Annotated in this window: 13 protein-coding genes; 10 read left to right on the top strand and 3 right to left on the bottom strand. The window is 68.9% G+C overall.

Annotated features, from left to right (window positions below):
- Positions 1-191: 191 nt before the first annotated feature.
- Positions 192-1,343, top strand: a complete 1,152-nt coding sequence (locus AB0M35_RS24920; RefSeq protein ID WP_363748257.1) for an ROK family transcriptional regulator — start codon at positions 192-194, stop codon at positions 1,341-1,343.
- A 6-nt stretch (positions 1,344-1,349) separates the two neighbouring features.
- Here the strand turns inward: AB0M35_RS24920 and AB0M35_RS24915 are convergent, their stop codons facing one another.
- Together AB0M35_RS24915 and AB0M35_RS24910 are read right to left on the bottom strand one after the other, a co-directional pair.
- Positions 1,350-2,243, bottom strand: a complete 894-nt coding sequence (locus AB0M35_RS24915) for an IS5 family transposase (RefSeq protein ID WP_363748255.1) — start codon at positions 2,241-2,243, stop codon at positions 1,350-1,352.
- A gap of 345 nt (positions 2,244-2,588) precedes the next feature.
- The gene (locus AB0M35_RS24910) at positions 2,589-4,241 is read right to left on the bottom strand and encodes a ricin-type beta-trefoil lectin domain protein (RefSeq protein WP_363748254.1); all 1,653 of its coding nucleotides are present in this window, start codon (positions 4,239-4,241) and stop codon (positions 2,589-2,591) included.
- Positions 4,242-5,154: 913 nt separating this feature from the next.
- Between AB0M35_RS24910 and araB the strand changes: the two genes are divergently transcribed.
- From araB to AB0M35_RS24865, 9 genes are all read left to right on the top strand, one after another.
- On the top strand, positions 5,155-6,840 hold the full coding sequence (gene araB / locus AB0M35_RS24905) for a ribulokinase (RefSeq protein WP_363748253.1): 1,686 nt from the start codon (positions 5,155-5,157) through the stop codon (positions 6,838-6,840).
- Positions 6,837-7,511 carry an L-ribulose-5-phosphate 4-epimerase gene (locus AB0M35_RS24900; RefSeq protein WP_363748252.1) on the top strand — a complete coding sequence of 225 codons (675 nt, stop codon included), beginning with the start codon at positions 6,837-6,839 and terminating at the stop codon, positions 7,509-7,511. The genes araB and AB0M35_RS24900 overlap by 4 nt, the downstream gene beginning before the upstream one ends.
- A 127-nt stretch (positions 7,512-7,638) precedes the next feature.
- Positions 7,639-8,643, top strand: coding sequence for an ABC transporter substrate-binding protein (locus AB0M35_RS24895; protein WP_363748251.1), 1,005 nt, complete (start codon positions 7,639-7,641; stop codon positions 8,641-8,643).
- Between the two features lie 184 nt (positions 8,644-8,827).
- Positions 8,828-10,369, top strand: a complete 1,542-nt coding sequence (locus tag AB0M35_RS24890) for a sugar ABC transporter ATP-binding protein (RefSeq protein ID WP_363748250.1) — start codon at positions 8,828-8,830, stop codon at positions 10,367-10,369.
- Entirely contained in the window at positions 10,366-11,430 is a 1,065-nt protein-coding gene (locus tag AB0M35_RS24885) for an ABC transporter permease (protein ID WP_363748249.1), read from the top strand. The genes AB0M35_RS24890 and AB0M35_RS24885 overlap by 4 nt, the downstream gene beginning before the upstream one ends.
- Positions 11,427-12,416, top strand: a complete 990-nt coding sequence (yjfF, locus tag AB0M35_RS24880) for a galactofuranose ABC transporter, permease protein YjfF (protein WP_363748248.1) — start codon at positions 11,427-11,429, stop codon at positions 12,414-12,416. Before AB0M35_RS24885 ends, yjfF begins: the two co-directional genes overlap by 4 nt.
- Before the next feature lie 27 nt (positions 12,417-12,443).
- Positions 12,444-13,946, top strand: coding sequence for an L-arabinose isomerase (gene araA / locus AB0M35_RS24875; RefSeq protein ID WP_363748247.1), 1,503 nt, complete (start codon positions 12,444-12,446; stop codon positions 13,944-13,946).
- Between the two features lie 454 nt (positions 13,947-14,400).
- Positions 14,401-16,446 (top strand): RICIN domain-containing protein, encoded by a 2,046-nt coding sequence (locus AB0M35_RS24870; protein ID WP_363748245.1) that lies wholly within the window; start codon positions 14,401-14,403, stop codon positions 16,444-16,446.
- A gap of 507 nt (positions 16,447-16,953) precedes the next feature.
- A complete protein-coding gene (locus tag AB0M35_RS24865; RefSeq protein ID WP_363748244.1) occupies positions 16,954-17,943 on the top strand; it encodes a LacI family DNA-binding transcriptional regulator in 990 nt (329 codons plus the stop codon).
- Between the two features lie 137 nt (positions 17,944-18,080).
- Here AB0M35_RS24865 and AB0M35_RS24860 read toward each other — a convergent pair whose 3' ends face one another.
- Complete coding sequence (locus tag AB0M35_RS24860) at positions 18,081-19,448, bottom strand: endo-1,4-beta-xylanase (protein ID WP_363748242.1); 1,368 nt, start codon at positions 19,446-19,448, stop codon at positions 18,081-18,083.
- Positions 19,449-19,522 lie beyond the last annotated feature (74 nt).

Here is a 19,522-nt window from a genome sequence, read left to right as displayed (position 1 = left end):
GCGGGGGGGGGGGGCGCGCTGGGCGGGTCCCCCTCCTCTAAAAACACCCCGCGCGGGCCGGGCCCGAGCGCCCCCCCCAGCGGGGGGGGACCACCAACCCCCCCCCCCCACGCCTTGACGTCGCGGCGGGTCTTGACCAGACTGCCTCGCGTTGGGGAGTCCCGCATCAACGCTGATGCCGGAGGATCGGTTTGGTCCAGGAGGAGATCCGTCGGCGCAACGCCGGCACACTGCTGCGTCACGTGCATCTGGGCGGTGTGGTCTCCCGTGCCGAGTTGGCCGCCCGGATGGGGCTCAACCGCAGCACCATCCGGGCGCTGACCACCGAGCTGACCCGGGTCGGCCTGGTCGAGGAGGAGACGCCTTCGGACACCGGCCGCGCCGGCCGGCCGTCGCTGCTGGTCCGGCCCGCATCCGACCGGTTCTACGTGCTGGCCTTCGACGTCGCGGTGGACCGGTTGGTCGCCGCCCGGGTCGGGTTGGGTGGCGTCATCCTGGACCGCCGCGAGGCGGTACGCCCACGCGCCGGGCCCGACCTGCCGCGGGTGGTGGAGGTCCTGGCCCGGTTCGGTCGTCAGTTGCATCGCGCCGCACCACCGTCGGCCACCTGCGTGGGTGTGGGAGCGTCGTACTGCGGGATGATCCGCCCGGGCGACGGGATGGTGCGTTTCGGCCCCGACCTTGGCTGGGTCGATCAGGCGTTCGGCGCCGAACTGGGTCGCCGTCTCGGGCTCGGCCTGCCGGTCGCGGTGGGCAACGAGGCGCACCTGGGCGCGCAGGCCGAGCACCAGCGTGGCGCCGGCGTCGGTTTCCAGAACCTCATCTACCTGCACGGGGACGTCGGGGTCGGCGGCGGGATCATCGTCGGCGGCCAGTTGCTGGGCGGTGACGGCGGTTACGGCTGCGAACTGGGGCACATGGTGGTCAACCCGTACGACGGGCGTCCCTGCGGGTGCGGCTCGTCCGGCTGTCTGGAGGCCGAGGTCGGCGAGCGGGCCCTGCTCGACGCGGCCGGACGGCCCGCCGAACTGTTCGGCCGCGACGCCATCCGGGCGGTGACCGACGACGCCGACCGGGGAGATCCCGCCGCCCGCGAGGCGCTGCGCCGCGTCGGCGACTGGCTCGGCATCGGGGTAGCGAACCTGATCAACCTGTTCAACCCCGGGATCGTGGTGTTCGGCGGGATGCTGTGCGATCTGTATCCGGGCGCGGCGGACCAGGTCCGCGCCCGCATCTCCCGCAACGTCCTGCCGGTCGCCCGGGAACACGTACGCCTGCGCACCGCCGCACTGCGCGACGACGCCACGCTCACCGGCGCCGCCGAACTAAGGCGTGTTTCATAAGCCCGGTCAGAGCCACTCGCAGATGATGACGATGGTCAGGACGGCCTGGAACCGGACGGCCAACTTGTCGTAGCGGGTGGCCACGCCGCGGTGGCGTTTGAGTCGGGCGATGCCGTTCTCGACGGCATGTCGCATCCGGTAGAGGTTTCGGTCGAACTTCGGCGGGCGTCCGCCGCGGCTGCCCTTGGCCTTGCGGTGGGCGTCCTGGTCTTTCTTGCTCGGGATGCAGGTCTTGATCCCACGCTTGCGCAGGTAGGCGCGGTTACCGCGGCTGGTGTACGCCTTGTCCGCCAGGACCAGGTCAGGGCAGGTGCGGGGACGGCCCACCCCGAGACGGCTCACCCTGATACGGCGCAGGACCGGGATGAATTGCGGACTGTCACCACGATGCCCGGCGGTCACGACCATCGACAGGACCTTCTGCCCCTGCTCACAGGCCAGGTGCGTCTTGGTGGTCAGACCGCCGCGAGATCGTCCGAGGGCGTGATCGGCGGGTTCGTCGTGCACGCCGCCCGGTGGCTCTTTCTGCAGGTGGCCATCTGTGCGGGCACCGGCGGCGTGTTGATGGGCGCGGCTGGTCATCGAGTCCACGCTGACCGTCCAGCCGATGCGGCCGTCCGCATCGCCGGCGGCCTGTGACACGGCCAGGATCCTGTCCCAGGTGCCGTCGCGTTGCCAGCGACGGAACAGGCCGTAGATCGTCTGCCAGGGCCCGTACTCGACCGGGACGTCACGCCAGGGCGACCCAATCCGAATCCGCCACCTGATCCCGTCGATGAGCTGCCGTTTCTCCCACTTCGGCGGACGACCCTTCCCCGACGCGGCAGGCAGCAGCGCAGCGAGCCGCTGCCACTGAGCGTCGGTGAGGTCGTGCCGCCTCGTCACCGCTAAGGTGGCCACGAGGTCTCCGGTATGACGTTCTTGCTTGGTCGCAGAACCAGATACCGGAGACCTCTTCAGATGTCGATCACCACCACGCCAGGACCTTCACCCGCCCACGACTTCTGAAACACGCCTTAGCCTTCACCCCCCTCCTGACCAACCCCCTCCCCACCCCCACCTGACCCACCCCACCTGACCCACCCCACCCCACCCCACCCCCGTCGCCCCGCCCCCTGCGCCCGTCGATCTTGCACTTTCTGCCTCGACGAAAGCCGCTAAGCGGTCATTTCGGCGACCAGAAGTGCAAGATCGACGGGGCGGGGGCGGGCGGGGAGGGTGGGGAGGGTGGGGGGTGGGTGGGTTTTAGGTGCGGGTCCAGCGTTGGTTGGGGGCGGTGTGGCAGGTCCAGACGATGACTGGGGTGCCGTTGGCGGTGCCGTTGTTGTTGACGTCCAGGCAGAGGTTGGGGGAGCGGACGTTGCTGATGGTGCCGTTGCTGTTGAACGTCCACTGTTGGTTGGTGCCGCCGTTGCAGTCCCAGATCTGCACCGGGGTACCGGTGGTGGCCGTCGGGGAGATGTCCAGGCACTTGCCGAGCACCTGAAGCGCCTGACCGTTCTGGGTGAAGCTCTGGTTGCTGGCGGTGTGGCAGTCCCAGATCAGGGTCGCGGTGCCGTTGGCGGTGCCGCTGTTGTTGACGTCGAGGCAGCGGCCGGACGATTCGCTGCGCAGCCGGAAGGTGGTCGGCGGGGGCGGGGGAGTGGTCGTACCGCCACCGCTGACCCGGTAGACCACCGTGCCGTGCGCCGGCACGCTGGCCGAGATCGTCCCGGTGCTCGTCGAGGTGGTGTTGGTCCAGGCGTCGCGCAGGGTGAACGAGTTGCCCGACTTGCCGATCGCCGCCGCCGTGGTGGACACGGTGGTGGTGGAGTTGCCCTGGTTGAACAGGGCGACCGCGACATCTCCGTTGGCCAGCCGCTTGGCCAGCACCCGGCGGGTGCCGTCGTTGGAGACCTGCACGGCCTGTAGCGCCAGCGGGTCCTGGTTGATGGTGACGAGGTTCTGGTTACGCAGGATGTCCAGCGTCGCCGCGTTGGCGTTGCGGATGTCGTTACCCGCGATCAAGGGGGCCGCCATGATCGCCCAGAGGGCGAAGTGGCTGCGCATCTCGGTGTCGGTCATGCCACCGTTGCCCACCACGAGCATGTCCGGGTCGTTGAACGAACCTGGCGAGGCGTACGAGGCGATCGGCACGTTGACGTTGACGATGTTCTGGATGCCCATCGGGTAGCCGTTGGTCTGGCCGGTGTTCCACGCGTTGGTGATGTCCTCGGTGGTCCGCCACATGTTGGCGATGTCGCCCCAGTTGCGCTGGGGGCCGGTCTTCTCGTGGATGCTGTTCGGGTTGATGCTGTAGACGATGGGCCGACCGGTGGCCGCCAGGGCGTCGCGCATCAGCGAGAACCCGGCGATCTGGTCGTTGATGGTGCCCCACGGTGAGCACCAGTCGTACTTGAGGAAGTCCACTCCCCAGGCGGCGAACTGCCGGGCGTCCTGGTACTCGTGTCCGAGGCTGCCGGTGGAACCGGGCCAGGCGCCGAAGTACTGCGCGCAGGTCTTCTCCCGGGGCACCTGGTAGAGGCCGAACAGCAGGCCACGGGAGTGCAGGTAGTCGCCGAGCGCCTTCATGCCGCTGGGGAATCGGCCCGCATGCGCCTGGAGGTTGCCCTGGGCGTCGCGGTTCGGATCGAACCAGCAGTCGTCGACGACGACGTACTTGTAGCCGAGATCGCGCATGCCGGTGTTGACGATCGCGTCGGCCATCTGCCGGATCAGCGTCTCGTTGATGTTGCAGCCGAAGGTGTTCCAGGTGTTCCACCCCATCGGCGGGGTGCGGGCCACGCCGTTGTTGAGGGCCTGTGCGGGTTTCGGCGAGTGGAGTCCGTCGACGACGACCGTGGTGAGCGTCAGCACCAGGACGCTCAGGACGGCCAACCATCGTGGTCGTGCGCGCATTCGATCCTCCTCGGGACAGGGACGGGCAGGTGCCAGTCATCGATGACCGACCGTGAGTTGTCGGGTAGCCCAGGTGGTTCGTCGAGCGGGCGCGGGCAGGCGTCGTCTGCTCGCAGTCAGCTGGACCCAGTGCCGCCGGCCGTGGCGGGGACGCCGTCGCGCACGGCCCGCCCGCGATCGCGTCGGCCGGCTTTGTGGTCGCGCCGTGACGCGGGCGGTGTGACGGTGGCGGTTCTTTCGGACGGGCGCTCCGATGTCAGGGATGTTATCGCTGACATCTAGTTCTGTAAATCATCGTCGATGTCTTCCAGGTGGCGTTCTCGGCCTGCGCAGCGGTTGTCGGATCACGCTGATGCTGCTGAAGTCGCATGTGGAAACGATTCAGGTGGGGTTGATGACGGCCCGGCGCCGCAGGCGTCGAACCCGCCGACAGAGTCAGCCGAAGCAGTTCCCGCCGATCGACAGTTGTTAACGCTCATGTGGCGGTGGGTGAGTCCATTTCGGGGGCTGCCGGGCCGCCTCGGCGATGGTCTCGGTGGCTTGCCGGTCGGGCCGGTCGGGCGGTCGGCTCGGCGGCCGGCGCTTCAGTGGCGGGCCGATGGGACTGAGCCGGTTCGGGCCGGGGCGCGGCCTTCTCGACGGGAGGTGCCGCAGCGGTCGCGGGCAGCCGGTGCGGGCGGTCGCCCCGGCCGTCGGTGAGCAGACCGGCGGAGGGGTCTCCGGCATCCGGCAGGTGTCGCAGAGATGGGGCGATCCGGGCCGGTGGCGGGGCTGCCGGGCCGACTGGCCCCGCCCCGGTCGTGGAGCGCCGGACGGGTCGCCGCACTCCGTTACGGAGCTGTTGCCGGAAGGTGTCTTGACGGCGCCGGATGTGAGCGTTAACACTGAGTTCCGTCATCGGCCGGAGGTGAGCATGAGCGGTGTGGACGAAGTCGGCGACCGGTATGTCGTCGGAGTCGACTACGGGACCCTGTCCGGGCGGGCCCTGGTGGTCCGCGTACGCGACGGTGCCGAACTGGGGACGGCGGTGCACGAGTACCGCAACGCCGTCATCGAGTCCACCCTGCCCGACGGTGGCCCGTCCCTGCCACCCGACTGGGCGTTGCAGGACCCGCAGGACTACCGCGACGTGCTGCGCCACGCCGTACCGGCGGCCGTCGCCGCCGCGGGAGTGGATCCGAGCGACGTGGTCGGCATCGGCATCGACTTCACCGCCTGTACGGTCCTGCCGACCCTCGCCGACGGGACCCCGCTGTGTGAGGTGCCGGAACTGCGCCAGCGCCCGCACTCCTGGGTGAAGCTGTGGAAGCACCACGCGGCCCAGCCGCACGCCGACCGGATCAACACGCTGGCCCACGAACGTGGTGAGCCGTGGATCGGCCGCTACGGCGGCAAGATCTCCGCCGAGTGGCAGTTCGCCAAGGGCCTGCAACTGCTGGAGGAGGATCCGGAGGTCTACCGGCGGGCCGAGCGCTTCATCGAGGCTGCCGACTGGATCGTCTGGCAGTTGTGCGGCGTCGAGACCCGCAACGTCTGCACGGCCGGTTACAAGGGCATCATGCAGGACGGGAAGTACCCCTCGACGGACTACCTGACCGCTCTGAATCCCGAGTTCGGCGACTTTGTGGCCAAACTGGACGGCCCGCTGATGCCGTTGGGTGACAAGGCCGGCGAGTTGACCGCGCAGGCTGCCGCCTGGACCGGCCTGCCGCCGGGGATCGCGGTGGCCGTCGGCAACGTCGACGCGCACGTCACCGCGGCCTCCGCGCAGGCCCTCGCACCGGGCCGACTGGTCGCGATCATGGGCACCTCCACCTGCCACGTGGTCAACGGCGCCAACCCGGCGGAAGTGGCCGGCATGTGCGGCGTCGTCGAGGGTGGCATCAGCGCCGGAGCCTGGGGCTACGAGGCCGGTCAGAGCGGGGTCGGCGACATCTTCGGCTGGTTCGTCAAGCACGCCGCCCCGGCGGAGGTCTCCTCGCACGAGCGGCTCACCGAACTGGCCGCCGCGCAGCCGGTCGGCGCGCACGGCCTGGTCGCGTTGGACTGGTGGAACGGCAACCGGTCGTTGCTGGTCAATCACGATCTCAGCGGATTGATCGTCGGCCTGACGCTGGCCACCCGCCCGGAGGACGTCTACCGGGCGCTGCTGGAGGCGACGGCGTACGGCACGCGCATGATCATCGAGGCGTTCGTCGAGGCCGGGGTGACCGTCGACGACCTGGTGATCGCCGGGGGACTCACCTCGAACAAGCTGTTGATGCAGATCTACGCCGATGTCACGAACCGGCCGCTGGGCATCATCGGCTCCGCGCAGGGGCCGGCGCTCGGCTCGGCCATCCACGCCGCGGTGGCGGCCGGTGCGTACCCGTCGATCCACGAGGCGTCGCAGGCGATGGGCCGGGTGAGCGAGGCGGTCTACCGCCCCGACCCGGACCGGGTACGCGCGTACGACGCCCTCTACGCCGAATACCGAGAGCTGCACGACCACTTCGGTCGAGGCGCCAACGACGTGATGCTGCGCCTGCGGGCGATCCGCAATGCGGCCGCCGAATCGGTCGCGTCGACGAACGACACCGCGCTGGAGGTGGTTCCATGATCGAGCGTGAGTTGCGCGAAACCGTCGCTCGGCTGCACGGCGAGCTGACCCGCTACGGGCTGGTGGCGTGGACGGCCGGCAACGTGTCCGCGCGGGTACCCGGCCGGGACCTGATGATCATCAAGCCCAGCGGCGTCGACTACGACGACCTCTGCGCCGACAACATGGTGCTCTGCGACCTCGACGGCGTACCCGTCGAGGGCGAGCTGTCGCCGTCGAGTGACACCGCCGCGCACGCCTACGTCTACCGCGCGATGCCCGAGGTGGGCGGGGTGGTCCACACCCACAGCACGTACGCCACCGCCTGGGCGGCTCGCGGCGAGTCGATCCCCTGCTGGCTGACCGCCCAGGCCGACGAGTTCGGCGGTGAGATCCCGGTGGGCCCGTTCGCGCTGATCGGCGGCGACGACATCGGCAAGGGGATCGTCAGCACCCTCACCGGCCACCGCTCACCCGCGGTGCTGATGCGTAACCACGGCGTCTTCACCATCGGACGCTCTGCCCGGGCCGCGGTCAAGGCCGCGGTGATGTGCGAGGACGTCGCGCGGACCGCGCACCTGGCACGGGCGCTCGGGCAACCGGTGCCGATGGCGCAGGCCGACATCGACGCCCTCTACGACCGCTACCAGAACGTCTACGGCCAACGTCCCACGCCGGCGACGAACAGCTAGCCAGGTCGCGGCCCACCCGGGTCTCGGCCGAACGCGCGCACCCGCGCACAGGATCCACACCACCAGTACGCCACGCCGCCCGCCTCGGCCGGCGGCGTGGAACCCGCACCCCACCCGAGGAGATCCGATGAGAAACATGCGAATGTCCCTCGCGCCTCGGCGCGCCGTCGCGGCGCTTGCCGCCGTGCTCCTGGCCGGCGGCATGGCAGCCTGCGGCAACAGCGACACCGGAACCGGCGGAGGAGGCGACGACGGCAAGCTCGTCATGGGCTTCTCCCAGGTCGGCGCGGAGAGCGGCTGGCGGACGGCCAACACCAACTCCATCAAGGAGGCGGCTGCCGAGGCGGGCATCGAGCTGAAGTTCGACGATGCCCAGCAGAAGCAGGAGAACCAGATCAAGGCCATCCGCAACTACATCCAGCAGAAGGTCGACGTGATCGCCTTCTCGCCGGTCGTGGAGTCGGGTTGGGACACGGTGCTCAAGGAGGCCAAGGACGCCGGGATCCCGGTCATCCTGACCGACCGCGCCGTGGACTCGGCCGACAAGTCGCTGTACAAGACCTTCCTCGGCTCGGACTTCGTCAAGGAAGGCCGGCTGTCGGGGGAGTGGCTGGTCGAGAACTCCAAGGACGCGACCGGCGATGTGAACATCGTCGAGCTTCAGGGCACCACCGGCTCGGCTCCGGCCAACGACCGGAAGAAGGGCTTCGCCGAGGCGATCGCCGCCGACCCCAAGCTGAAGGTCATCGCCTCCCAGTCGGGTGACTTCACCCGTGCCGGTGGCAAGCAGGTCATGGAGCAGTTCCTCAAGGCCCACCCGAAGATCGACGTGCTCTTCGCGCACAACGACGACATGGGTCTGGGTGCTCTCGAGGCGATCACCGCGGCGGGCAAGGAGCCCGGCAAGGACATCACCATCATCACCATCGACGCGGTCAAGGACGGCATGCAGGCCCTGGCCGACGGCAAGTTCAACTTCATCGCGGAGTGCAGCCCGCTGCTCGGCCCACAGCTGATGGACCTGGCCAAGAAGGTGCACGCGGGCGAAGAGGTGCCGCCGCGGATCGAGACCGAGGAGACCACCTTCACCCAGGAGCAGGCCAAGGAGGCCCTGCCCAACCGCAAGTACTGATCGACGCCCGGGGTCGCCACACTGATCGTGGCGGCCCCGCCGCGTCGCCACTTCCCGACGGACCGCGCGGCCCGACACCTCCGGTGCCACGTCCGCCCGGTCGACCCCGAGGGTCGATCGGGCGGACGTCACGACAAGGCCGTAGCCCCCCGAAAAGACACAACCCAGAAGAAGGCCTGATGGGATGACGGATAGCCGTCCGGTCCTGACGATGACCGGGATCAGCAAGTCCTTTCCTGGAGTACGTGCACTCCACAATGTCGACTTCCGGCTCTTTCCCGGCGAGGTGCACGCCCTGATGGGCGAGAACGGTGCCGGCAAGTCGACTCTGATCAAGGTGTTGACCGGGGTCTACGACATCGATGAGGGCACCATCACTCTGGGCGACGAGCAGGTGGCCTTCTCCGGACCGATGCAGGCGTCCGCCGCCGGAGTCAGTACGGTCTACCAGGAAGTCAACCTCTGCCCGAATCTCTCCGTGGCGGAGAACATCTTCATCGGCCGGGAGCCCCGCCGCCTCGGTGCCGTCCGCTGGGGCGAGGTGCGACGGCGCGCCCGACAACTGTTGGCCCGCCTCGACCTCGACATCGACGTCACTGCGCCGGTGGCCAGCTACTCGCTGGCCGTGCAGCAGATGGTCGCCATCGCCCGCGCGATCGACGTACAGGCCCGGGTGCTGATCCTCGACGAGCCGACCTCCAGCCTGGACGCCGGTGAGGTGGCGCAGCTGTTCCGCGTCATGCGCCAGTTGCGCGAGGAGGGAATCGCGATCCTCTTCGTGACCCACTTCCTCGACCAGGTGTACGGCATCGCCGACCGGATCACGGTGCTGCGCAACGGCACCCTGGTCGGCGAGTACCCGATCGCGGAGCTGCCGCAGCTCGCCCTGGTCGAGAAGATGATCGGCAAGGAGCTCGACGTACTGGAACGGATCGAGGAGCAGCCCCGCCGGGAACTCGCGGCGCTGGAGGGCGGTACCCCGTTCGTGGCGGTCTCGCAGTTGGGCCGTAAGGGCGCGGTCGCCCCGTTCAGCCTGACCATTCACGCCGGTGAGGTGGTCGGCCTGGCCGGCCTGCTCGGCTCCGGTCGTACCGAGGCGGCGCGACTGTTCTTCGGCGCGGACCGGGCCGACCGGGGTGAGGTCGCGGTGAACGGCAGGGCGACCAGCCTGCGTAACCCGGTCCAGGCCATCGAGCAGGGCATCGGGTTCTGTTCGGAGAACCGCCGCGCGGAGGGGATCATCCCCGACCTGACTGTCCGGGAGAACATGATCCTGGCGATGCAGGCGGCCCGGGGCTGGCTGCGCCCGATTCCGCGTCGCCGTCAGGACGAACTGGTCGAGCAGTACATCAAGGCGTTGAGCATCCGTCCCGCCAACCCTGAGCTGCCGGTTCGTAACCTGTCCGGCGGCAACCAGCAGAAGGTCCTGCTGGCGCGCTGGCTGATCACCGAGCCTCGCCTGCTGATCCTGGACGAACCCACCCGTGGCATCGACATCGGTGCCAAGACCGAGATCCAGAAACTCGTCGTGCAGCTCTCCGACGGCGGCATGGCCGTGTTGTTCATCTCCGCCGAGTTGGAGGAGGTGCTGCGGCTGAGCCACAAGGTCGCGGTGATGCGGGACCGGGAGATGGTCGCGCAGCTCGACAACGACGACACTGTGGATGCCGACCGCGTCATGCAGACCATCGCCAGCGGATCACCGCGGGAGGAGGCGAACCAATGAACGAACGTCTCAAGTCGATGTTGAGTCACCGGCTGTTCTGGCCGGTGGCCGTCCTCGTGGTGATGCTGGCGGCGAACACGATCTACCGTCCCGGCTTCCTGGCCGTCGAGGTCAACAACGGGCACCTCTACGGCACCCCGATCGACATCCTCCGGTTGAGCGCCCCGCTGATCCTGGTCGGGCTCGGCATGACCCTGGTCATCTCCACCGGCGGCATCGACCTGTCGGTCGGCTCGATCTGTGCCATCAGCGGCGCCATCGCCTGCCTGCACATCAGTCAGGCGCCGGACCAGAACAACCTGGCCACCGTGTTCACCGCGCTCGCCATGGCACTCGGTGCCGCGCTCGTGCTCGGCGCCTGGAACGGTGTGCTGGTGTCCGTGATCGGCATCCAGCCGATCATCGCCACGCTCATCCTCATGGTGGCCGGGCGGGGTCTGGCCCAACTGGTCACCGAGGGGCAGATCATCACCATCAACTCGGGGCCGTACCGGGCGATCGGACTGGGGCACCTGCTGACCCTGCCGCTCGCGATCTTCATCGCGCTGGGCGCGGCCCTGCTCGTCGCGGCGCTCACCCGCCGCAGCGCCCTTGGCATGATCATCGAATCGGTGGGTGGTAACCGCGAGGCCAGCCGGCTGGCCGGTATCCGGTCGGCCCGGATGGTCTTCCTCGTCTACGTGGTCAGCGCCGCGTGCGCGGCCGTCGCCGGCTTCATGATGACCGCCAACGTCTCCAGTGCCGACGGCAACAACGCCGGTCTCTGGGTGGAGCTCGACGCGATCCTGGCGGTCGTGATCGGCGGTACGTCGCTGGCCGGCGGCCGGTTCTACCTCAGCGGCACCATCCTCGGCGCGCTGATCATCCAGACCCTCACCACGACGGTGTACGCCATGAACATCTCCCCGCAGACGGCACTGCTGTTCAAGGCGGTGGTCGTCATCGCGGTCTGCCTCATCCAGGCACCGGCCTTCCGCGCCAAGCTCAGTCGGCGCAGGCGCGGTACCCCGCCTCCGCCGGCCTCGACGCAGCAGCGGCAGAAGGAAGAGGTGACGGCGTGACCACGACCTCGCTGACCACCGGCCCGAGCTGGGCCCGGTTGCCGCGTCGGCACGTACCGGTGCTGGTCACCCTCGCCCTGCTGCTGGTCATGTACGGCATCGGCGTGTCCCAGTACCGCGCCTTCTCCAACATCCAGGTCATCTTCAACGTCTTCATCGACAACGGCTTCCTGCTCGTGGTCGCGGTCGGGATGACCTTCGTGATCCTGACCGGCGGCATCGACCTGTCGGTCGGTTCGGTGGTCGCGATGACGGCGATGGTCTCGGCCTGGTTGCTCCAGTCCGGCCTGCCGGCGTTGCTGGTGCTGGTCATCGCGCTGCTCATCGGGCCCACCCTCGGGTTCCTGATGGGTTGTGCGATCCATTTCTTCGACATCCAGCCGTTCATCGTGACACTCGCCGGAATGTTCTTCGCCCGGGGCATGTGCACGTTCATCAGTGACTCCTCGATCCGCATCACCGACGGTTTCTGGACCACCATGGCGCAGCACCGCATCGGGGATCCCCGAGGCAACTTCGTCTCGGTGAGCGTGCTGATCGCCTTCGCGGTGGTCCTGATCGCCGCGTACGTGCTGGCGTACACCCGGTTGGGGCGCAACGTGTACGCGATCGGTGGCAACCCGCAGTCGGCGTTGTTGATGGGCCTGCCGGTGGCGCGTACCCGGATCGCGGTCTACACCATCAGCGGGCTCTGCTCGGCGATCGGCGGGATCCTGTTGTCCTTCTACACCCTTTCCGGAGCACCACTGATCGCGGTCGGCATGGAACTCGACGTGATCGCGGCGGTGGTGATCGGCGGCACCGTGCTGACCGGCGGAGCGGGCTACATCTTCGGCACGGTGCTCGGAGTGCTGGTGCTCGGTGTGATCCAGACCCTGATCACCTTCGACGGCAGCCTCAACTCCTGGTGGACCAAGATCGTGATCGGAGGCCTGCTCTTCGCGTTCATCCTGTTCCAGCGCCTCATCGGCATCCGCTACAAGTGACCGCCCCTCTCGCGGAAGGCAACTCCCATGGCAGCACAACCTGAACCCGAGGTCTGGTTCCTCACCGGAAGCCAGGCGATGTACGGCGAGGACACCCTCCGGCAGGTGGCCGAGCAGTCCCGTCAGATCGCCGCCCTGCTCGACGATTCGCCGCACATTCCCGCCCGGGTGGTCTGGAAGCCGGTCCTGACCACAAGCGCCGACATCCTGAAGGTCTGCCAGGATGCCAGCGTGCAGGGGGCGGTCGGGGTCATCGCCTGGATGCACACCTTCTCGCCGGCGAAAATGTGGATCACCGGCTTGGACGCGCTGCGTACGCCGCTGCTGCATCTGCACACGCAGGCCAACGTCCAGCTGCCATGGCACGAGATCGACATGGACTTCATGAACCTGAACCAGGCCGCCCACGGCGACCGGGAGTTCGGGTTCATCCAGACCCGGCTCGGGGTGGCCCGCAAGACGGTCGCCGGGCACGTCACCGACCCGCGGGTGGTCTCCCGAGTCGGCGCCTGGACCCGGGCGGCGATCGGCTGGTCGGCGATGCGTTCGCTGCGCCTGGCCCGGTTCGGCGACAACATGCGCGACGTCGCGGTCACCGAGGGCGACAAGGTGGAGGCGGAGCTGCGCTTCGGCGTCTCGGTCAACACCTACGGGGTCAACGACCTGGTCACCGCCGTCGACGAGGTCGCCGAGGCGCAGATCGACGACCTGGTCAAGGAGTACGACGACACCTTCCGTGTCGCCGGCGAGTTGCGGCCCGGCGGCGATCGGCACGACTCGCTGCGCTACGCCGCCCGCATCGAACTCGGACTGCGTACCTTCCTGGACGCCGGCGGCTTCCGCGCCTTCACCACAAACTTCGAGGACCTCGGCGGACTGCGGCAACTGCCCGGCATCGCGGTGCAGCGGCTGATGGCCGACGGGTACGGCTTCGGCGGCGAGGGGGACTGGAAGACCTCCGTGCTGGTGCGCACCGTCAAGGCGATGGCGGTCGGCGCCGAGGGCGGCACCTCCTTCATGGAGGACTACACCTACGACCTCACGCCGGGCCAGGAGCTGATCCTCGGCGCGCACATGCTGGAGGTGTGCCCGACGATCGCCGCGGGAGTGCCGAACGTCGAGATCCACCCGCTGAGTATCGGTGGCCGGGAGGACCCGGTCCGGCTGGTCTTCGACGCCGAACCCGGTCCGGCGGTGGTGCTCGGCCTGGCGGACATGGGGGAGCGGTTCCGGCTGGTCGCCAACGAGGTCGACGTGGTGGCGCCGCCGCAGCCGCTGCCCCGGCTCCCGGTGGCCCGGGCCGTCTGGCGGCCCCGCCCGAGCCTGGCCGGCTCGGCCGAGGCATGGATCACCGCGGGCGCGCCGCACCACACCGTACTGTCCCAGGGCATCGGGGTGGAGGCGTTGCACGACCTGGCCGAGATGGCCCGTACCGAATTGGTCGTCATCGACGGGGACACCGACCCGCGCCGCTTCGCCAACGAACTGCGCTGGAACCAGGCGTACTACCGGCTCGCCCGGGGCTTCTGAGTACGACCCTGCCGGCGTGACGGGCGGCACGCCCGTCACGCCGAGGCGGCCGCGCGCACTCTCGCGGCTGCCTCGCCCCGGCCGGCCCGCCACCCACCGGCCGGGGCACCGCCGCGCCGGTGGCGTGTCCTCGCCTTCCCCTCCGCCGCCTGATCGCGCGGCGGATGTTACGTCTTGACTAACGCCGTGTTATCGCTCACAGTCGATAGTGAAGACGGACGATATCTGTGGCTGTCCGGGCCGCTTCGCATCTCTTCCCAGCAAACGATCTCTTGTCATCCCTTGGGCACCGGATGGCATGTTAGCGATCACATGGCTGGCCTGAGATCACCACGACGCTCGCCGCAGTGGAGACCGTCCCGGTCAGACGGCTCGTCATTCCTGAAGGAGGATCATGGTTGCCATTGGCGAGGTCTCAGGACCCGCGCCGCGCAGGCGTGGGTGGTGGTCGCGGATGTGGGCCGCGGTGGCGGCGGCGGTGATGGTCGGCGGCACGTTGGTGGCGGTTGCCGCCACCCCGGCGTCGGCCGCGACGGTGGACACCAACGCGTGGTACGTGCTGGTCAACCGCAACAGCGGCAAGGCGCTGGACGTCTACAACCTGGCCACCAACGACGGGGCGCGGATCACCCAGTGGGCGCGTAACGACGGAAACCAGCAGCAGTGGCAGTTCGTCGACTCCGGTGGTGGTTACTACCGGCTCAAGTCGCGGCACTCCGGCAAGGTGCTCGACGTCTACAACTTCTCCACCGCCAACGGTGCCTCGATCGTGCAGTGGTCCGACCACAACGGGACCAACCAGCAGTTCCGGCTGGCCGACTCGGCCGGTGGCTACGTACGGCTGATCAACCGGAACTCCAACCGGGTGATGGAGGTGCAGAACGCCTCGACCGCCGACGGCGGCAACATCGTCCAGTACGACGACTGGAACGGCGCCAACCAGCAGTGGCAGCTGGTCCGGGTCGGCGACGGGCCCACCCCCGGGCCGACGACGCCGCCGCCCACGGGTGGCAACTTCACCAACCCGGTGGTCTGGCAGGACTTCGCGGACGTCGAGGTGATCCGGGTCGGCGACGTCTACTACATGACCGCCTCCACCATGCACTACTCGCCCGGCGCGCCGATCCTGCGCTCCTGGGACCTGGTCAACTGGGAGTTCGCCGGGCACTCGGTGCCCCGGCTGGACTTCGGCACCAAGTACGACCTGCCCGCCGGGCAACAGGCGTACGTGGAGGGCATCTGGGCCTCGACGCTGAACTACCGGCCGAGCAACCAGACGTACTACTGGGCCGGGTGCATCAACTTCGCCCAGACGCACATCTACACCGCGAAGGCCGTCGACGGCACCTGGACCCGGCACGCCACCCTGCCCTGCTACTACGACGCCGGCATGCTGATCGACGATAACGACACGATGTACGTCGCGTACGGCAACGGCACGATCAGCGTCGCCCAGCTCTCCGCCGACGGGCGTAGCCAGGTACGGGCCCAGCAGGTCTACCAGACGCCGTCGAGCATCGGCACCCTGGAGGGGGCGCGCTTCTACAAGCGCAACGGCGCCTACTACATCTGGCTGACCCGACCCGCCAACGGCCAGTACGTGCTGAAGTCCACGAACGGACCCTTCGGCCCGTACGAGCAGCGGCAGGTGCTGCTCAACATGCAGGGCCCGATCTCCGGTGGCGGCGTGCCCCACCAGGGCGGGCTGGTGCAGACCCCGAACGGCGCCTGGTACTACATGGCCTTCACCGACGCGTACCCGGGCGGGCGGGTGCCGACGCTGGCCCCGATCACCTGGACCGCCGACGGCTGGCCGCAGGTGCAGACGGTCAACGGCGCCTGGGGGGTGAACTACCCCAACCCGCTGCCGCTGCGTCCGGTCAAGCCGCTCACCGGCGTGGACACCTTCGCCGGCACCACGCTGGGCCCGCAGTGGGAGTGGAACCACAACCCGGACAACAGTCGGTGGTCGGTGAACAACGGCCTGCGTCTGCAGACCGCCTCGGTCACCAACGACCTCTACCAGGCCCGTAACACGGTCACCCACCGCATCCAGGGGCCGACCTCCACGGCGACCATCGAGCTCGACTACTCCACGATGCGCGACGGCGACCGGACCGGGCTGGCCATGCTGCGCGACGTCTCGGCCTGGATCGGGGTCCGGCGTGACAACGGGCAGACCCGGGTGGTCATGACCAACGGGCTGAACATGAACAGCAACTGGGACACCACCAGCACCGGCAGCGAGATCGCCAGCGCGGCGGTGTCCGGCGGGCGGATCTGGCTGCGGGCCAACGCCGACATCAGGCCCGGCTCCGGTCGGCAGGCCCGCTTCTCGTACAGCACCGACGGGGTCAACTTCGTCTCGTTGGGCAACGCCCTGACGCTCAACAACAACTGGACGTTCTTCATGGGGTACCGGTTCGCCATCTTCAACCACGCGACCCAGGCACTGGGTGGCGCGGTGACGGTGCGACGCTTCGAGTTGGCCACGCCCTGACCGTGATGATGAGGCGGCCCTCGGGTTGGGTACGGCGCTTTCCTCCGGCAGCGCCGACCACCGGGACCTGAGTCACCGGGCACCGGTGACCGGCGGGTGGCGTCCGACAGCGGGCGCCACCCGCACTCTGCGCGGTCCGGGCGGCGCCCGCTGCGCGTTACCGGCCCCTTTCCGCGCGAGTCCGAGCCGCAATCCAGCGGAATCGCGGCCCGGATTCGCGCGCGGCGATCCTGCCGGCAAGCCGATGATCAGCGCATTCGAATCCCCCTTTTGTCGATCGGCGCTGATCGGAAGACGGACATCCGTCATCTGCGACTGACCTGTCGGCGATTGACGTCGTCGCTGTCGTAGACTGTGCGTGATCTAGCGCAAAGCCACCCCGGCGGGCACGGGCCGGCGTGGGCGTCGCGAGAGGGATCGTGAATCAAAGCCGCTCCGGTCAGTGTCGACGGGCCGCGGCGACCCACGGGCATGCGGGAGTGTGAGATGGCCGTACGCGATCCTGCGATGACGGACGTGGCTCGCCTCGCTGGCGTCTCCCACCAGACGGTTTCGCGAGTGCTCAATGGCCACCCGAACGTGCGGGAACAGACCCGGCTGCGGGTCCAGGCGGCAATAGCCGAGCTGGGCTACCGGCCGAACCGGGCGGCGCGTGCGCTGGTCACCGGTCGCTCTCAGGTGATCGGCGTGGTCGCGCAGAACACCACCCTCTACGGGCCGGCGTCACTGCTGGCCGCCTTGGAGCAGACAGCCGCGGAGTCCGGCTTCGCGGTCAGCGTGGGCAGCGTCCGCGACCTCGATCATCGCTCCATCTCCGCGGTCGTCGAACGGCACCTGGCCCACCGGGTTGCCGGCATCGTGGTGATCGCACCGGTGGAGTCGGCCGGCGAGGCGCTGGAACGCCTGCCCAACGACGTTCCGCTGGTCACCGTCGACGGGGATCCGCGCCGGCCGATGCCGCTGGTGACGGTGGACCAGGCCGCCGGTGCCCGGGCCGCGACCCAGCATCTGCTCGACGCCGGCCACCGTACGGTGTGGCACGTGTCCGGGCCGTCCGACTGGTTCGACAGCGCGGGGCGTATCGAGGGCTGGCGGGCTGCCCTGCTCGCGGCGGGTGTCGAGATCCCGCCGTTGGTGCCGGCGGACTGGTCGGCGGCGGCCGGCTACCGGTGCGGGCAGATGCTCGCCCGGATGCCCGACGTCACCGCGGTCTTCACCGCCAACGACCACCTCGCCCTCGGGGTGCTGCGGGCCCTGCATGAGCACGGCCGCCGGGTGCCGGACGACATCAGCGTGGTCGGCTTCGACGACGTGCCCGAAGCTGCCTACTTCATCCCGCCGCTGACCACCGTCCGGCCGGACTTCGGTGCGGTGGCGCGGGCCAGCCTGGAGATGCTGCTGGCGCAGATCGAATCCGACAGCGGCGGCGCGCTACGCGAAACCATCGCCCCGTCCCTGGTGTCCCGCCAGAGCGTCTCCACCCCACCCCGCCGCTGACGCTGTCACCCACCGCAGCCCCGGCCCGAGCCGGCCGGCCTCGACCTATGTCGGTGATCAAGAAGTTTTGGTCGGGCTTGACTCGGATTCCGACCAAAACCTCTTGATCACCGGTCTTGGGTGGGCCGGGGTGGTGGTTAGTTGGGGGTGCAGGTGGGTGCGGCGGAGGGGCCGACGCCGGTGCCCTGGAAGCCGAACTCGGTGCTGCCGCCGGCGCCGAGTTGGCCGTTGTAGCTGACGTTGCCGAAGTTCACCGTTCCGGTGCTGCCGCTGGCCTGGGCGTTCCAGGTGCCGGTCACCGCGGTCCCACCGGGCAGGGTGATGCGTACCGTCCAGCCCCGGATCGCGGCGTTGCCGGCGGTGACCCGGACGGTGGCCACGAAGCCGCCGTTCCAGGAGTTCAGCGAGGCCGAGGCGGTGCAGCCCGCGTTACCGGGCGGTGGTGGGGTGGTGGTCGGCGGTGGGGTGGTCGGGTTGGGGGTGACGCTGTTCAGCGCGTTGAGCACCGATTGGTACGCCGGCTTCTTGTTTCCGTTGGCGTCGAACAGCAGGGGGTTCTCCCCGCGTCGCCAGGAGTCGTTGTCGCGTACGCCCCAGACGGTGATGCCGTTGCAGCGGGCCACGGCGAGGCAGGCGCGGGTGACCCGCTCGTAGATGCTCGCCTGGTTGCTGCCCTGGGCGACGTCGAGTTCAGTGATCTGCACGTCCACCCCCAGGTCGGCGAAGCGTTGCAGGTTGGCCTGGTAGTCGCTGGAGAGCGTGGTGCCCAGGTGGGACTGGAAGCCGACGCAGTCGATCGGCACGCCGCGGGACTTGAAGTCGCGCACCATGTTGTAGATGCCGGTGGACTTCGCGTTGATGCCGTCGGTGTTGTAGTCGTTGTAGCAGAGCTTGGCGTTCGGGTCGGCGGTGCGGGCGGTGCGGAACGCCACCTCGATCCAGTCGTTGCCGGTGCGTTGCAGGTTCGAGTCCCGGCGCCCGCCGCTGCCGCCGTCGGCGAACGCCTCGTTCACCACGTCCCAGGAGTGGATCTGTCCCCGGAAGTGGCCGGCCACCCGGTTGATGTGGTTGATCATGGCGTTGCGCAGGGCGGTGCCGGTGAGATTCTGTGCCCAGCCAGGCTGCTGGGCGTGCCAGACCAGGGCGTGTCCGCGTACGGACATTCCGTTGGCGCGGGCGTGGGCCACGAGCCGGTCGGAGCCGGTGAAGTTGAAGACGTTCTGTTGGGGCTCGGTGGCGTCCCACTTCATCTCGTTCTCAGCCACGATGGAGTTGAACTCGCGGTTGAGGATCGTGGTGTGCTGTGTGTTGGAGAACATGAACGAGCTGGTGGCGGCGCCGAAGTAGCGGCCACTCTGGGCAGCCGCCGCGCCCAGCGTGCTGGCTGCGGCGTTGGCGGCGGGAGCGACCAGCACGGTCGGGGCGAGCAGCGCCACCCCCGCCGCGACGGACAACAGCACGGTACGAGGCCGTGGCCTCGGGGTGCGTTCGGATCTGCGGTGCATGATCGGCCCTTTCTGTCGGTGGTGGTGGGCCACACGGCGGCCACGGAGGAACTGGTCCGGGCAGGGCGGAACCA

The sequence above is a fragment of the Micromonospora sp. NPDC051196 genome (assembly GCF_040682415.1).
Classification (GTDB): Bacteria; Actinomycetota; Actinomycetes; order Mycobacteriales; family Micromonosporaceae; genus Micromonospora.
This window is presented reverse-complemented; position numbering and strand designations above follow the sequence as displayed.

Bases quoted from the DNA above. Each gene is read 5' to 3' on its own strand.
- AB0M35_RS24865 (WP_363748244.1), top strand. From the start codon at position 16,954: ATGACGGACGTGGCTCGCCTCGCTGGCGTCTCCCACCAGACGGTTTCG.
- AB0M35_RS24895 (WP_363748251.1), top strand. From the start codon at position 7,639: ATGAGAAACATGCGAATGTCCCTCGCGCCTCGGCGCGCCGTCGCGGCG.
- AB0M35_RS24860 (WP_363748242.1), bottom strand. From the start codon at position 19,448: ATGCACCGCAGATCCGAACGCACCCCGAGGCCACGGCCTCGTACCGTG.
- araA (WP_363748247.1), top strand. From the start codon at position 12,444: ATGGCAGCACAACCTGAACCCGAGGTCTGGTTCCTCACCGGAAGCCAG.
- AB0M35_RS24885 (WP_363748249.1), top strand. From the start codon at position 10,366: ATGAACGAACGTCTCAAGTCGATGTTGAGTCACCGGCTGTTCTGGCCG.
- AB0M35_RS24870 (WP_363748245.1), top strand. From the start codon at position 14,401: ATGTGGGCCGCGGTGGCGGCGGCGGTGATGGTCGGCGGCACGTTGGTG.
- AB0M35_RS24900 (WP_363748252.1), top strand. From the start codon at position 6,837: ATGATCGAGCGTGAGTTGCGCGAAACCGTCGCTCGGCTGCACGGCGAG.
- AB0M35_RS24890 (WP_363748250.1), top strand. From the start codon at position 8,828: ATGACGGATAGCCGTCCGGTCCTGACGATGACCGGGATCAGCAAGTCC.
- araB (WP_363748253.1), top strand. From the start codon at position 5,155: ATGAGCGGTGTGGACGAAGTCGGCGACCGGTATGTCGTCGGAGTCGAC.
- AB0M35_RS24910 (WP_363748254.1), bottom strand. From the start codon at position 4,241: ATGCGCGCACGACCACGATGGTTGGCCGTCCTGAGCGTCCTGGTGCTG.